Source organism: Kribbella sp. NPDC058693 (assembly GCF_042715335.1).
GTDB lineage: Bacteria > Actinomycetota > Actinomycetes > Propionibacteriales > Kribbellaceae > Kribbella > Kribbella jiaozuonensis.
Genome location: NZ_JBHXSQ010000003.1, coordinates 683,918 through 698,387 on the forward strand (window position 1 = coordinate 683,918; position 14,470 = coordinate 698,387).

14 protein-coding genes are annotated in these 14,470 nt (G+C 67.7%); 4 read left to right on the forward strand and 10 right to left on the reverse strand.

The features are described 5' to 3' along the window. Positions 1-100: 100 nt before the first annotated feature. From ACFWUU_RS21240 to ACFWUU_RS21250, 3 genes are read right to left on the reverse strand one after another with little or no spacing between them, the layout of a single operon-like run. Positions 101-988, reverse strand: a complete 888-nt coding sequence (locus tag ACFWUU_RS21240) for a carbohydrate ABC transporter permease (RefSeq protein ID WP_137258809.1) — start codon at positions 986-988, stop codon at positions 101-103. After that, positions 985-1,929: an ABC transporter permease subunit gene (locus tag ACFWUU_RS21245; protein WP_137258810.1), complete on the reverse strand. Its 945-nt coding sequence runs from the start codon at positions 1,927-1,929 to the stop codon at positions 985-987. The genes ACFWUU_RS21240 and ACFWUU_RS21245 overlap by 4 nt, the downstream gene beginning before the upstream one ends. Then, the gene (locus ACFWUU_RS21250; RefSeq protein ID WP_380177436.1) at positions 1,929-3,551 is read right to left on the reverse strand and encodes an ABC transporter substrate-binding protein; all 1,623 of its coding nucleotides are present in this window, start codon (positions 3,549-3,551) and stop codon (positions 1,929-1,931) included. The genes ACFWUU_RS21245 and ACFWUU_RS21250 overlap by 1 nt, the downstream gene beginning before the upstream one ends. Positions 3,552-3,598: 47 nt before the next feature. Here ACFWUU_RS21250 and ACFWUU_RS21255 point away from each other — a divergent pair, with 47 nt between their 5' ends. The 3 genes from ACFWUU_RS21255 to ACFWUU_RS21265 are packed head-to-tail and all read left to right on the forward strand — an operon-like array spanning position 3,599 to position 6,350. Next, positions 3,599-4,663 carry an exo-alpha-sialidase gene (locus tag ACFWUU_RS21255; RefSeq protein ID WP_380177438.1) on the forward strand — a complete coding sequence of 355 codons (1,065 nt, stop codon included), beginning with the start codon at positions 3,599-3,601 and terminating at the stop codon, positions 4,661-4,663. Positions 4,664-4,677: 14 nt separating this feature from the next. Further along, positions 4,678-5,613 carry a dihydrodipicolinate synthase family protein gene (locus ACFWUU_RS21260; protein WP_380177440.1) on the forward strand — a complete coding sequence of 312 codons (936 nt, stop codon included), beginning with the start codon at positions 4,678-4,680 and terminating at the stop codon, positions 5,611-5,613. A 26-nt stretch (positions 5,614-5,639) separates the two neighbouring features. Then, positions 5,640-6,350 (forward strand): FadR/GntR family transcriptional regulator, encoded by a 711-nt coding sequence (locus ACFWUU_RS21265; RefSeq protein ID WP_380177442.1) that lies wholly within the window; start codon positions 5,640-5,642, stop codon positions 6,348-6,350. Here the strand turns inward: ACFWUU_RS21265 and ACFWUU_RS21270 are convergent. The 5 genes from ACFWUU_RS21270 to ACFWUU_RS21290 are packed head-to-tail and all read right to left on the reverse strand — an operon-like array spanning position 6,339 to position 12,122. Then, entirely contained in the window at positions 6,339-7,979 is a 1,641-nt protein-coding gene (locus ACFWUU_RS21270; RefSeq protein ID WP_380177444.1) for a DNA repair helicase XPB, read from the reverse strand. The genes ACFWUU_RS21265 and ACFWUU_RS21270 overlap by 12 nt on opposite strands. Positions 7,980-8,030: 51 nt before the next feature. Continuing rightward, positions 8,031-8,528 carry an AAA family ATPase gene (locus tag ACFWUU_RS21275; protein ID WP_380177447.1) on the reverse strand — a complete coding sequence of 166 codons (498 nt, stop codon included), beginning with the start codon at positions 8,526-8,528 and terminating at the stop codon, positions 8,031-8,033. Next, complete coding sequence (locus ACFWUU_RS21280) at positions 8,525-10,807, reverse strand: helicase-associated domain-containing protein (RefSeq protein ID WP_380177449.1); 2,283 nt, start codon at positions 10,805-10,807, stop codon at positions 8,525-8,527. Before ACFWUU_RS21280 ends, ACFWUU_RS21275 begins: the two co-directional genes overlap by 4 nt. Positions 10,808-10,809: 2 nt before the next feature. Further along, complete coding sequence (locus tag ACFWUU_RS21285) at positions 10,810-11,343, reverse strand: kinase (RefSeq protein ID WP_380177451.1); 534 nt, start codon at positions 11,341-11,343, stop codon at positions 10,810-10,812. Continuing rightward, positions 11,340-12,122 carry a GNAT family N-acetyltransferase gene (locus tag ACFWUU_RS21290; RefSeq protein ID WP_380177453.1) on the reverse strand — a complete coding sequence of 261 codons (783 nt, stop codon included), beginning with the start codon at positions 12,120-12,122 and terminating at the stop codon, positions 11,340-11,342. Before ACFWUU_RS21290 ends, ACFWUU_RS21285 begins: the two co-directional genes overlap by 4 nt. A 104-nt stretch (positions 12,123-12,226) precedes the next feature. Here ACFWUU_RS21290 and ACFWUU_RS21295 point away from each other — a divergent pair, with 104 nt between their 5' ends. Then, the gene (locus tag ACFWUU_RS21295; RefSeq protein WP_380177455.1) at positions 12,227-12,994 is read left to right on the forward strand and encodes an alpha/beta fold hydrolase; all 768 of its coding nucleotides are present in this window, start codon (positions 12,227-12,229) and stop codon (positions 12,992-12,994) included. Here ACFWUU_RS21295 and ACFWUU_RS21300 read toward each other — a convergent pair. Together ACFWUU_RS21300 and ACFWUU_RS21305 are read right to left on the reverse strand one after the other, a co-directional pair. Beyond that, positions 12,981-13,358, reverse strand: coding sequence for a DUF427 domain-containing protein (locus ACFWUU_RS21300; protein WP_137258819.1), 378 nt, complete (start codon positions 13,356-13,358; stop codon positions 12,981-12,983). The two genes, ACFWUU_RS21295 and ACFWUU_RS21300, sit on opposite strands and share 14 nt — an antisense overlap. A 29-nt stretch (positions 13,359-13,387) precedes the next feature. Continuing rightward, on the reverse strand, positions 13,388-14,443 hold the full coding sequence (locus tag ACFWUU_RS21305; protein WP_380177457.1) for a saccharopine dehydrogenase NADP-binding domain-containing protein: 1,056 nt from the start codon (positions 14,441-14,443) through the stop codon (positions 13,388-13,390). Between the last annotated feature and the right edge of the window lie 27 nt (positions 14,444-14,470).

A 14,470-nucleotide genomic window follows, 5' to 3' on the forward strand; every position in this document is an offset into this window, starting at 1 on the left:
ACTTTTCGACGGTACCCGCCGTTCCCACAGGGTTTGCCCAGGCGCAACCCTGGCGTTGCCCTGGGCAACCCCCGAAAGGCACTTTGAGACGGAGCTGTGATCAGCCCTTGACGGCGCCGGTGAGGACGCCCTTGGCGAAGTGCCGCTGCAGGAACGGGTAGATGACGAGGATCGGCACGATCGAGACGACCAGGATCGCCATCTGGATCGACGCCTGCGGTGGGAGCAGCTCTGTGCCCAGCTCGGCGCTGCCCAGCTGCGTGTCGTTGATGACGTATGTCCGCAGTACCAGCTGCAACGGCCAGAGCTTGGAGTCGTTGAGGTACAGCAGTGCGGAGAAGAACGCGTTCCAGTACGCCACTGCGTAGAACAGACCGATCACCGACAGCACCGCCTTCGACAGCGGCAGCACGATGTAGGTGAACGTCTTCAGCTCACCCGCGCCGTCGATCCGGGCGCTCTCGGTGATCTCGTTCGGCAGGTTCATGAAGAACGCCCGCAGTACGACGACGTTGAACGCGCTGATCATCGTCGGCACGATCAGCGCCCAGATGCTGTCCAGCAGCCCGACGCCCTTCACGGTCAGGTACGTCGGGATGATGCCCGGCGAGAACAGCATGCTGAACAGCACGATCAGCAGGATCGGCCGCCCGGCCGTGAACGAGGGCCGTGCCAGCGCGTACGCGAGCAGACACGACACGGTCAGACTGAGCACCGTGCCGATCACGGTGACGAAGATGCTGACGAACAGCGCCTGCGTCACCACCCCGCCGGCGAACAGCGATTCGTACGCCGCGAAGTTCACCGACTTCGGGAACAGCACCAGGCCGCCGGACTCGTTGATCTGCTTGTTCGGCGCCACGCTGGTCGAGATCACGCCGACGAACGGGATGATCACCACCGCGCAGAAGACCAGCAGTACGAGACCCTTGAAGGCCCGCATCGGCCAGCCGGGCATCGGCACGCCCTGGACGATCTTGGTACTCATCGCTGGTACACCCCTTGCTCGCCGAAGATGTGAGCGACCTTGTTCGCGGTGAGAACGAGGATGACGCCGACGACGCCCTTCACCAGTCCGACCGCGGCCGCGACACCCCAGGCGCCGCCGAGTACGCCGTTGTTGTAGACGTACGTGTCGAGTACTTCGCTGACGTCCCGGCCGACGGCCTGTTGCTGCAGGATGATCTGCTCGAACCCGACGGTGAGCGAGTCACCGAGCCGCAGGATGAACAGCAGGATGATGATCCCGCGCAGTCCGGGCAGCGTGACGTGCCACAGCTGTTTCATCCGGCTCGCGCCGTCCACACTCGCCGCCTCGTACAGCTGCGAGTCGATCTGGGACAGCGCGGCCAGGAACAGGATGGTCGCCCACCCGGTGTCCTTCCAGATGATCTGCGACGTCAGCAGCACGTGGAACAGCTCGGAGTTCCCGATGATGTTGATCGTGGCCAGGTCGTGCGAGCGCAGGTAGTTGTTCAGCAACCCGCTGCCGCCGAGCATCTGCTGGAACAGCGCGACCACGATCACCCACGACATGAAGTGCGGCAGGTAGAGGATGCTCTGCGCGATCCGCTTGATCCGCTCGGAGAACAGCGAGTTCAGCAGCAGCGCGAGCAGGATCGGCGCCGGGAACACGAAGATCGACTGCAGGCAGGTGAGGATCAGCGTGTTCTTCAGCGCCCGCAGGAACGCCGGGTCGCCGTTGAAGATCACGCCGAAGTTCGCCCAGCCGGACCAGTCGCTGCTGGTGATGCCGAGGAACGGCTGGTAGTCCTTGAACGCGATCACGTTGCCCAGCAGCGGGACGTAGTGGAACACGATGATCAGCGCGCAGCCGGGCAGTGCGAACAGCAGCAGGACGCGGTCCCGCAGCAGCCGCCGGCCGAGGCTCAGCTGCTGCTGCGGGCGCTTCGAGGATCGTTGCAGCATTACTTCCCGCCTGCCGCGGTGAAGGCGTCCTGCAGCTCGCCGCGGATCTTCTCACCGCCCGAGGACAGGAAGGTCTTGACCGCGGGCGCCCAGTCGGACACCGGCTTCTTGCCCTGCACGATCTGGTTCTCCAGGTCGGTCAGTACGCCGGTCAGCTGACCCCACTGCTTCGACATCGTGTCGGAGTACAGCCCGTACGACGCGTCGTACACGAGCCGGTCCGCGACCTTCTGCTGGATCGCGTGCTGCTTCTGCGGTACGTCGGGCTTGCCGGCCCAGTAGAGCGCCAGCGTCGAGTCGGAGATGTACTGCAGGCCGATACCCGTCTCCACGACCCCGGTCTTGGTCGGGACCGGGTCGGTGCCCTGCATGGTGTAGTGCCGGCCCGCCACGCCGTACTTGCGGAAGAGGTACTCCTCCGTGCCGAACGGTGCGGCCATCCAGTTCGCCACCTTGAGCAGCGTCTCCGCGGAGTGCTTGGTGGACTTGTTGAACGCGGTGACGTTGTTCAGCGCCGCCCCCATCCACACCTTGCCGTCACCGCTGCTGAAGCCCGGTACGTCGAGCATGTTGACGCCGAACGCGTCACCCGCGGTGTTGTCGGAGTAGTACTGGTTCCAGGCCACGAAGCTGTCGTAGTCGAAGGCCGCGGTACCGCCGTTGAACCACTGCTTGCGGGCGGCCGCCTTGGCGCTGAACGTGTCCGGGTTGATGACGCCGGCCGCGACCATCTTGCGGCTCGCCTCGAGCGCGTCCTCGTTGCCGTCCGCCTCGAACACCGAGGTGAACTTGCCGCCCTCCTGCTTCCAGTTGTTCGGCAGGCCGAGCATCATCCGGATGTACGACGTGGGCACCCGCGTCCACGCCCAGCGGTTCTCCTTCGCCGCGGTCATCTCCTTGCAGATGTCGAAGAACTCCTCGAAGTTCTTCGGCGCCGGGTCCTTGATGCCCTTCGCGGCGAGCAGGTCGGTCCGGTACAGCGGCAGCGACGTCCGGGACATGCCGCGCGGCACCGGGACGCCGTAGATCGCGCCGTTGAAGACGCAGCCCTTCCAGAACTCGGTCGGGATGTTCGCCAGGAACGGGTACTTCTTGACCGCGTCGCCGGACAGGTGCTCGGTCAGGTCCATCGCCTTGGCCTTGAGCAGCCCGGGGATCTGCGGCGTACCCGGCGGGACGTTCAGGATGTCCGGCAGGTCGCCGCCGGCGATCCGGGTGGCGAACTTGTCGTTGTACTCGTCGTTCGACGCCATGCTGATCTGCAGCTCGGAGCCGAGCCGCTTGTTCAGCTCCTGCCAGAACTGGTTCTTGTCGACCGACGGCGGGATCGCGCCCGGGATGTTGGTCATGAACGTGATCGGCTTGCCGTCGCCGGGGACGTCGGTGATCGCCTTCACCGGGCTCGCCGGGTACTTCAGGAACCCGTCCAGCACCACGTCGGTGCCGGGCAGGTCCGGCTTGATCTCGCCGTACTTCGTGTACGTGGGCAGTTTCACCGCCGAGTTGGCGGCCGCGGTGTTCTTCTTGTCCGACGCGCACCCCGCCAGCAGCGGCGTACCCGTGACCGCGACAGCGGCGGCGGCCAGGCCACCGCCGAGGAAAGTTCTTCTGCTGACTGGCATTGGGCCTCACTTCCATCGGAGGGCCACACCATGACATAGTACGTCCTATGTCTTCAAGAGTCGGCGCGATGGAAATCGTCTTCGACCCCGCCGGGAGCGGGTACCACACGTTCCGGATCCCGTCCGTGGTGGCGCGGGGTTCGCTGGTGCTGGCGTTCTGCGAGGGGCGGCTGCACGGGTCCGGTGACGCGGGTGAGATCGAGATCGTTCTGCGGCGTTCGCTGGACGGCGGGCAGACCTGGCTGCCGCTGCAGGTGGTGTCGGCCAAGGCCGGCAAGACCTGTGGGAACCCGGTGCCGCTGTTCGACCCGGTGTCGGGTGACGTGGTGCTGGTCACGGTGGAGAACGGCGCGCACGCCGTCGAGATGTCGCTTGCCCGCGGCACCGATCCGGAGTCGGGGCGGCGTGTGTTCGTGCAGCGCTCGTCGGACGACGGTGCTTCGTGGACGCCGACCGTGGAGATCACCTCGCAGGTGAAGCCGGCGGACTGGGGCTGGTACGCGACCGGGCCGTGCCACGGGATCACGCTGCGCTCCGGCCGTCTCGTCGTACCGGCGAACCACTCGTTCGTGCCGTCGGAGCCGGTGGACGATCTGATCCGGCTGAACGGCGGGCACTGCATCTACAGCGACGACGGTGGCGTGAACTGGTCCGTGGGCTTCGTCGACCGCAATGACGGCGCGGAGATCAATGCCAACGAGACTACGGTGGCCGAGCTACCCGACGGACGGCTCTACTTCAACGCCCGCAACCACCAGGGCACCGGACCGGCCCGCGTGCACGCCTGGTCATCCGACAGCGGTCAGACCCTCGATGCGCCGTACGCCGGGATTCCTGAGATCACCGCGCCGGGTATCCAAGGGAGCGTGGTCTGCTTGCCGGACGGGCGGCTGCTGCTGTCGACACCGGTCAACCCGTCTTCGCGGCGGGAGCTGACTCTCTTCATTTCCGAGGACTCCGGTGTGTCGTGGGAGCCGGCTCTGGTCGTGCACGAGGGCATGGCCGGTTACTCCGATCTCGTACTGCTGTCAGACGGCTCGGTCGGCATTTTCTACGAGGCCGGTGAGACGTCCTCGTTCGCGACCTTGCGCTTTGCCACATTCGCCCTTTGAGGTTGGGAGACCCCTTGACCGCATCCGCCCGTTTGACTGGCGTCGTACCGCCGCTCGTCACTCCGCTCACCCCGTCGTACGACGTCGACACCGCATCGCTGGCGCGGCTGATCCAGTACCAGCTGGCCGGGGGTGTGAACGGGGTGTTCGTGCTCGGCACGTCCGGTGAGGGCACGTTCCTGACCGACGAGCAGCGGCAGGTTGTGCTGGAGACGACCGTGGCGGAGGTGGCGGGACAGGTGCCGGTGCTGGCCGGTGTCATCGACACATCGACCAACCGCGTCGCCGCGCACGTCTCCGCTGCTCTCAAGGCCGGTGTGGACGCACTGGTCGCCACGGCTCCGTTCTACGCCGCCACGCACCGGGCGGAGATCGAACGCCACTTCACTCGGTTGGCCGCCCAGGCCGGAGACACTCCGCTCTATGCCTACGACATCCCTTCCCGGGTTGGCACCAAGCTCCCGGCCTCTGTCGTGATCTCGTTGGGCGAGCAGGGCGTGATTGCCGGAGTGAAGGATTCGTCCGGCCAGGAGACGTCGTTGCGCGAGCTCGTGTTGTCCCGTCGCGAGAAGCAGCTGGACAACTTCGCGATCATGACCGGGTCCGAGGTGACGGTCGACTCCGCGCTGGCTTTCGGCGTCGACGGCGTCGTACCTGGTCTGGGGAACGTGGATCCGGCTGGCTATGTCCGGCTGTTCAACGCTGCCGCATCAGGTGATGCGGCGACGGCAAGGGCAGAGCAGGACCGGCTGTTCCGGCTGTTCGACATCATCAACGTCGCGGACCGGTCGCGGATGGGTGCGAGCTCGGCCGCGCTCGGTGCGTTCAAGGCCGGGCTGCATCTGCTCGGTGTGATCGACAGTCCGGTGACGGCGTACCCCTGTATTCCTTTGAACGACACGGAGATCGCCGCGGTCCGGCCACTACTGGACCGCGCCGGATTACACTGAGCGGTCCTAACCAAGGGAGGCCGGCAGTGACAACGGGTGGGCTCAGCCGGGCACGAGGTGCGGCGGGGAATCAGTCCTTCATCCGGGATGCGATGAAGTCGTACATCCTGGAGCGCGGGCTGAAGGCGGGTGACCCGCTGCCCAACGAGCAGGAGCTGATGGCGCAGCTCGGCGTCGGCCGGCACCCGCTGCGCGAGGCGATGAAGGCGTTGCAGGCCGTCGGGATCATCGAGATCCGGCACGGGTACGGGACGTACGTCGGCGAGGTGAACCTGCAGTCGCTGGAGGACGGGCTCGCGTTCCGCATGTCCCAGTCGATGGCGGGCGACCTCCGCGACGTACAGAACGTCCTGGAGGTCCGCCAGGCCATCGAGGTCGGGCTGGCGGACGACGTGGTCGCACACTTCAAGCAGTACGGGTACGACACGTTGGAGCCGATCGTCCAGCGGATGGAGGCCAAGGCCGGCGACGGGCAGTACTTCCCGGACGAGGACTGGGCCTTCCACCAGGCGCTCTACGAGCCCCTCGGCAACGCCCTCGTCATCGATCTATTGTCGGTCTTCTGGCGCACCTTCGCCCAGGTGGACGCCCGCCTCCCCGGCGCCCGCTACACCCCCGCAGACGCCGCCACCTGGCACCGAGACCTCCTCAACGCCTTGGAGTCGGCAAACCCCGACACCTACGCCCACTCCATGAAGAGCCACTTCAACGGCATCCATACACGGCTAGGCGAATAGGTTCTCCGCGTCGACGATCGTGTACGCATAGCCTTGCTCAGCTAGGAAACGTTGGCGGTGGGCGGCGAATTCGGCGTCGATGGTGTCTCGGGCGACGATGGAGTAGAAGCGGGCGGTGCGGCCGTCGCCCTTGGGGCGTAGGACTCGGCCGAGGCGCTGGGCCTCTTCCTGGCGGGAGCCGAAGGTGCCGGAGACCTGGATGGCGACCGACGCCTCGGGAAGGTCGATGGAGAAGTTCGCGACCTTGGACACCACGAGCCGGTTGATCTCACCGGTCCGGAAGGCCTGGAACAGCCGCTGTCGTTCCTTCACCGTTGTCTCGCCCTTGATCACCGGGCATTCGAGGCGTTCGCCCAGCTCGTCCAGCTGGTCGATGTACTGACCGATGACGAGCAGCGGCTCGCCCGCGTGATGCTCGGCGATCCGTCGTACCAGCCGGGACTTGGCCGGCGTCGACGCGGCCAGCCGGTAGCGGTCCTCGGGCTCGGCGGTCGCGTACACGAACCGCTCGGTCTGCTCGAGATCCACCCGCACCTCGATGCAGTCCGCCGGCGCGATCCAGCCCTGCGCCTCGATGTCCTTCCACGGCGCGTCGTACCGCTTCGGGCCGATCAGCGAGAACACGTCACCCTCGCGGCCGTCCTCGCGGACCAGCGTCGCGGTCAGACCGATCCGGCGCCGGGTCTGCAGGTCCGCGGTCATCCGGAAGATCGGCGCGGGCAGCAGGTGCACCTCGTCGTACACGATCAGACCCCAGTCGCGGGCGTCGAACAGCTCCAGGTGCGAGTACACGCCCTTCCGGCGCGTCGTCATCACCTGGTACGTCGCGATCGTGACCGGCCGGATCTCCTTGCGCGCACCGGAGTACTCGCCGATCTCCTCCTCGGTCAGGCTGGTGCGCTTGAGCAGCTCGTCCTTCCACTGCCGTGCGGACACGGTGTTGGTGACGAGGATCAGCGTGGTCGAGGACGCCTGTGCCATCGCGGCCGCGCCGACGATCGTCTTACCCGCCCCACAGGGCAGTACGACGACACCCGAGCCACCGTGCCAGAACGAGTCCACCGCCTGCTGCTGGTACGGACGCATCTCCCAGCCGTCCAGCGCCAGCTCGATCTTGTGCGCCTCGCCGTCGACGTACCCGGCCAGGTCCTCCGCGGGCCAGCCGAGCTTGAGCAGGGTCTGCTTGAGGTGACCGCGCTCCGACGGGTGCACCAGGACGGTGTCGTCGTCGATGCGCTCGCCCAGCATCGGCTTCACCTTGTTGCTGCGCAGCACCTCCTCCAGCACCGGCCGGTCGGTGGTCACCAGTACCAGTCCGTGCTGCGGGTGCTTCTCCAGCCGCAGCCGCCCGTACCGGTCCAGCGTCTCGGCGATGTCGACCAGCAGCGAGTGGGGGACCGGGTAGCGGCTGTAGCGCAGCAGTACGTCGATCACCTGCTCCGCGTCGTGCCCCGCGGCACGAGCGTTCCACAGCCCCAGCGGCGTCAGCCGATAGGTGTGCACATGCTCCGGCGCCCGCTCCAACTCGGAGAACGGCGCAATAGCCTTCCGACACTCGTTGGCCTCCGCATGTGCGGTCTCCAACAACAACGTCTTGTCCGACTGCACGATCAGTGGACCGTCTGTCACCCGTCACTCCTCAATCTCGCCCCGACCTTCCATTGTGCCTGAGCGGTCAATTCACAGAGCCGCAGTCACAACCTTGACCTGCTTCTGGGTGCTCCAGCTGGCCTCCACAACCAGCGCACTCCCGTCCACCGGCACCTGGAACCGCCGCTGCACCCGCTGCAGCACCTCGTCAGACAGGACGTGCCGATCCGGCCCCGCAACAGCCGCACTGCGCCGCTCGTCGAGCAGCTCTTGGTCAGCCAGCAGGTAGACAGTCAAATGACGCATCCCTTGCGCCACCGCAAAGTCCCGCCACCGCTGCCGATCCCGCTCACTCGGATTGACCCAGCTGAGCACGACCACGTCCGCCCCGCTCTCAGCGACCCGCACCCCCGCCTGCCGGATCGTCTCCGGCCACTCCGCCATCGGCACGCCGTCCTCGATCCGAAAGCCCCGCTCCCGGTTGATGTGGTCCAGCTCGACGACAGCCGCCCCGTCCTGCTCGAGAGCCCGCGCCAGCGTGGTCTTACCGCAGTACGGCAAACCGGTCAGGATCAGCAGGTCGGTCAATCGACGCCTCGGGCGGCGGAGATTCGGTGGAGGGCGTAGGTGCGGGGGTTGTCGGTGGTGTCGTCGTAGGCGGTCAGCCAGCCGTCGGCTACTCGGACCGGTTCTACGATGCGTTCGGATGAGGTGCCGTTGTGGTCGACGTAGGCGATCCAGGTGCGGCTGTGGGACTCTGCCGCGTTGGTCAGTACGGCGATGGTTTCGGCGGGGGCTGCTGGTTCGACGAGGCCCTGGTCGTCGGGGCGTTCGGCGGCGATGCGGTCGCCGGCGCGGACCTTCTCGATGACGGCCTTCACCTGGTCGTCGGTCAGGTCGAACGCGCTCTCGTTGAAGTCCCGGCTGGTACGGCGTCGTGGCGCCTCACCACGTCGCGGCGTACCGGTCACATGCAGCGCCCCGTCGAACGTCTCCGCCAGCGGCGCCAGTCCGGCGTCCCGCAGTCGGGCCAGCACCATGTCCGGCGGCGACGGTGACACAACCACGGTCGGCGCCAACCGGCGGAAGCGAACACCAGGCAGGTTCGAGTTGAGCAGCTGCGTCAGCACGGTCTCGTCGTCACACCGCAGGTACGTCGACGCCGTCCCGAGCCGCAGTACGCCGTGTCGTCGCGCGACGTCGTCGATGAGGTACGTGAGCGGCTGCGGCACCGGCGTACGCGAGTGCTCGACCAGCCACGTGTGCAGCTGATCCGCAGTACGTCCGAGGTCGAACGCGCGCCGCACCGAGCTCTCACTGAACCGGTAGACCCCAGCACCGCCGTCCGACTCGACGTCCGCCATCGCGGACAGCTCGTCCTGCACGACGCGCACCAGCGGACCAGGTGCGATCGCAGTCAGGTCAGCCTGCAGCAGCACCTCCGACACCGGCTCCGGCATCAACGGGCTGATCGCCTCGGCCAGCTCGTCAGCATTCGGCTCAGCTCCGAGCAGCGGCTGGGCATGACTCGCCAGCGCACCCAGACCGGTCAGCCCGAGCAGCGCCGCTTCAGACACGCTCCACTCGACCAGGTCGTCCCGGAACTGCCCACCACGCCGAGGCCGGTGCCACGCGACCCACGTCACCACAGTCTCGGGAGCAGGCGCAGTACCAGCACCAGCTCCGGCCAGCGCCTGCAACGCAAGCACGCGGATCTCCGGCGCCAGCAACCGCTCCAGGTCCGGCGCGAGCGCGTTGATCAGCCGCTCGCGTGCAGCCGCCGTACCAGCGCCGCTGTCCCGCCGACCGATCAGTCCGATCGCCCTGAGCCCGGAGAACCAGGCGATGACGAGCTGAGCCCACCGATGCGCCAGGTCCAGCTCGAGCCAGTCGTCGTAGGCACTGGTGGGCAGCCATAGCTCGCTGGTCCCAACCTCCACTGCTGCAACGAGTCCAGCGGCGTACGCCATCTCCAGGACCGCTGCGGTGTTCTGCTCCTCCGCACCGATCTTCCCGGCCACGTTGCGCAGCTCACGGACGCCGATGCCACCGGTCCGCAGTACGGGCGGCGGCTCGGTCCCCAGCTGCTCCAGCGCCCGGTCCACCAGTCGCACGAGGTCGAGCGCGGCACCCGCCGCGGCCCGGTCGGCGATGGAGGCTGACACCTTCTTGCCGTCCAACGGCGGCGGCGTCGGCCTGGTCGACGCCAGCACGCGTCCACCACGCAGGTGCAGGCCGATCTGCCTCGGGAGTACGACGGTGTTCGGATCCTTCGGTACGACGAGACCTCGCGCCAGCAACCGCTCCACCGGAGTACGGGCGGACGCGATCGTCACCGGACGCTCGGCCTTCTCCACCGAACCCGTCGGCGGACCCCAGGTCAGCTTGTCGAGCACTGCCTTCGCATCCGGACCGGCCTCCTCGATCAGCTTGTCCAGATCGCCGAAATGCCGCGTGGTGACCGGACCGAGGCCGGCAGGTGTCGGACCGAGCAGTTCATGTACGGCGCGGATCGGGCGCAGGTCGTCCTCGGTCCCCCACACCAGCGCGAGGTCCAGCAACTCGGTCACCCGCGGCCGGACCACCTCCACCGGCTGATCCACGCCCCGGGCGAGCGCCTCCAGGTCGACCGGCTCGGGCAGAGCGGACAGCGACTCCAGCAGATCCACCCCGAACTCGTCGAGCCGGTTGACGGCCCGCGCAGCCGACGCGTTGCTCGTCGCCCGCGCCGCCAGCTGCCCGGTGTCCGCAGGAATAGGCAGCGCCAGATCCGGCCGCCGCCGCAGCAGCTCACCGAGCCCGGCGTCATCCCACGTCCGCAACGCCTCAGCGAGGGTACGGGGGCGGGTCGGCTCGGAAGTGCTCATCCCTACAACGGTACGGCCCCGTCGGTCTCCACCCCAAGGTCGGTCAGGATCTGACCCACGGTTTGGTCCAGTGAACTCTCCGGACCGATCACCGTCTGCTTGATCCCGTCCAGCAGATCCCGCTCGCGGTACCACTCCCGCATCGCCTCAACACCGAACGCCCCGGCCAGCTCCCGGGTGGCATGCCGTACGGCGGTCTCCTCGAACGGGATGTCGAAGTAGTAGTGCAATGTCGTCCCACGATGGTCAGCCGTCAGCCGGCGAAGCATGTCGCCGTACCGGCCGGCGTTCATGATGCCGTCGAGCACCACGTCGTACCCGTGGTCGAGCGCGTAGCGGGCATTCAGGTCGATCAGTCCGATGTTCACGCTGCCCGGAAGGTCGTGCTCCCACAGCATGATGCGGCGGACGTGGTCCTGCTCGACCCAGGCCGTGCCGCGGCCGAGGCGTTCGCGTAGTGCCTTTGCTGTAGTGGATTTGCCGGAGCCCGAGTTTCCGCGCAGTACGACGAGGCGGGAGGTCGGGCTGCCGGTCACTCTGCTGCTCCGGCGCTTCCGATTCGGTGGAAGCCGACGCGTTCGTAGACGGCTGCTACGGCGTCCGACTCGGCTGACAGGAGTACGAGGTCTACGCCGTGCGAGAGGGCGTGCTCGACCAGCGTGGACGTCACGGCTGCACCCAGCCCTCGGCGACGCATCGATGGCAGCGTGCCGACGCCGACGATCTCGGTGGCGGAGTCGACCGGCTGATGGGTTCCGCTGGCCACCATGCCGTCGTCGGTGAACGCTCCAGCCGTGACTGAGATACCCCGGCGTGCCCGGTCGGACAGCGTAGCCACCATGTCGTCCGGCGTCTCGGCGGCGGCCGCGTCCCGCTCCGCCGGCCCAGCCGCGCCGACCGCAGTACCCGGGTCGCTGAACGCCAGGTTGGCCACCGCACGGGCTGCCCGGACCACGTCCTCGTCGGCAGACAGGATCTCCACCCGAGCATCAGCCACAACAGGTCGGAAGTCGTCGCGCTCGAGCACCAGCAACGGATGCTCGACCACAGTCAGGCCCGCAGCAGCTGCGGCCGGTCCCAGCGACGGACAGGTGTCCACGACCCACTCGAAGCTCAGTGGGATCTCCAGCTCGGCACACCGCGCCCGCACGAGCTCGACATCGTCCGGCTTGATCGTGACATCGGAGCCCGGCACGGGGCGCGCGTAGTACGGCCACACCGTCGTACTGCGGAACAGGGTGAACGGTCCGACCTGCTCGGCGACTGCACCGGACAGCGGGACGCTATGGAGGTAGGTGTCGACTCTGGTGATCATCGAAACGCAGTGAACCACTCAGTCCGGTCAACCGCCAACGGATATGTCGAAAGCTGCGGATCGGCTCCGACGTCACGTTCGTCAACGCCAAACTGGAGGACAGCATGCAGACAGTGACGTCAGCGGACGGTACGACGATCGCCTACGACCGGCTGGGCAGCGGGCACCCGCTCGTCCTGGTCGGGGGAGCGTTGTGCGACCGGGAATCGCTCCGGCCGCTGGCCGACGTACTTGCGAGCGACTTCGACGTGGTGACGTACGACCGGCGCGGTCGCGGTGACTCCGGCGACGTCACGCCGTACGCCGTCGAGCGCGAGGTGGACGACATCGCCGCCCTGGTGACAGCACTCGGCGGTACGGCGGCCATCTACGGGCACTCGTCCGGCGCGGGACTCGCGGCGATCGCAGCCGGCACCGGACTGCCGTTCACGCATGTCCTGCTGCACGAGCCGCCGTACGAGCCGGACGACGTGGACCCGTCGGACGACGGCGAGCAGGTGCTCGAGCGGATCCGCGAGGGGCAGAACCAGCAGGCTGTCGAGCTGTTCCTGATGATGACGGGACTGCCCAAGCAGGCCGCGCTCGAATACGCGCCCACTGTTGCCGACCGCGCGCCGACGCTGGCCTACGACTTCGCCGTGATGGAACACGGCCTCGCCGGCACCGGTACTCCGGTCGACCTGCTGCGCACGATCAAACCGGAGACACTCGTCCTCGCCGGGACGGCGACGGCGCCGTTCATGGTCGACGCTGCGCACCGGATCGTGACGATCCTGCCCGCGGCCGAACTCGTCGAGCTCGCGGGCCAGAGCCATGTCGTACCACCGGAGCTGCTCGCCCCGGTCCTCGCCGACTTCGTCAGTCGGCGATGATCTCGATCGACACCTTGTCGGGGTAGAACGCCACGTGCTCGCGGATGTCCGCGACCGCGTCGTACGGCTGCTCGTAGGTCCACACCGCGTTCACCCCGTCCGCCCCGGCGGGGAGGACGCTGTAGTACGCCGCATCGCCCTTGTACGGGCAGTACGACTCGTGATCGGTCCGCTCGAGCTGCGTGAGGTCGACGTCCTTCCGCGGGATGTACTGCACCGCCGGGTAGTTGGCCTCCTGCAGCGACAGCGCATCGTGCGTATCCGCGATCACCTGGTCGCCGACCTTCACGACCACGCGGTCCGGGTTCTTCCCGACGGTGATCGGGTGGTCCGGCCCAGGAATCTTCACAGTCTTCTCCGCCATACCTGCTGACAACCCCGGTCGCCGCGGACTCATTCCCAGGTAGAAGTAAGGAACGTCCCGCCCGCGGCTTCCGCGAGTTCGGCGCCGAGGGCACGGGCGGGCGTGTACGCACCGGCCTGGCCCTCGCCACGAGCCAGCCGTACGGCGGTCTCCGCGACCGCGCTCACGGTGAACTCCATCGCGTCCCCTGCCCGCAGCCACCCCTCCAGCGTGGTGCCGTCCGCCCACGTCACGACCGCATGCCCCCACGAATGCTCCCGCGGACGCGGCGTCGGCTTACCTTCGATCGCAGCCATCCGGCGTACGGCGAACCGTCGTACCGCCGGGATCTTGAGCAGCGCACCGACCGCCGGCAACACCACCCGCACGATCGGTGCCGTCGGCATCAAGCCCGACGTGGAAACAACCGACGGCGCACCACTCGACAGCTGGGCCGCCAGCAGCTCACCGGTCGGAGCACCCGCGGACTTCGCCGTCTGCCCGTCCGGCAGCGCGTGCTCGCGCGCATCAGCCGCCAACCGGGCCTTCGTCAGCCGGCCGTCCTCGAATACCAGCCCGCCCGTGGTCAGCCCGGACACGATCGACCGCGCCAGCGCCTCACCCAACGGACCGCCCTCGATCGCGACCGACGGCAACGCATCCACGCGCACCTGGCTCGGCGTCGGCCGGTCCGCGCAGAGATGAGCGACGACCGACTCGACCGCTAGTACGCCGAACCCCGCACCCGTCACGAACGTGCTCCCGGCCGCGACGGCCTCGTCGTGCAACGCCAGCAGCTGCGGCATCGCGACCAGATCGTTGGCCAGGTCAACGTAATGCCCACCCGGCAGGCAGGCCCGGGCGATCGGTACGGCGGTGTCGGCGTACCCGCCGATGGTGTTGACGACGACGGTCGGTCGTCGCCGCGCGATCTCGCCGGGCAGGTCGTCGGTCACGAGCACGTCGTCGAGGCCGAGATCCGCGGCGGTCTTGCGGAGGCGATCCGCGTTCCGCCCGACCAGCACCGGCGCACCGCCGCGGGCGGCGACGCGGGTCGCGATCTCGCGGCCGGTCCGCCCGGTCGCGCCAAGAATCCAGATCGTCATCAGCTCTCCAGTGATGTCTCAGGGTGT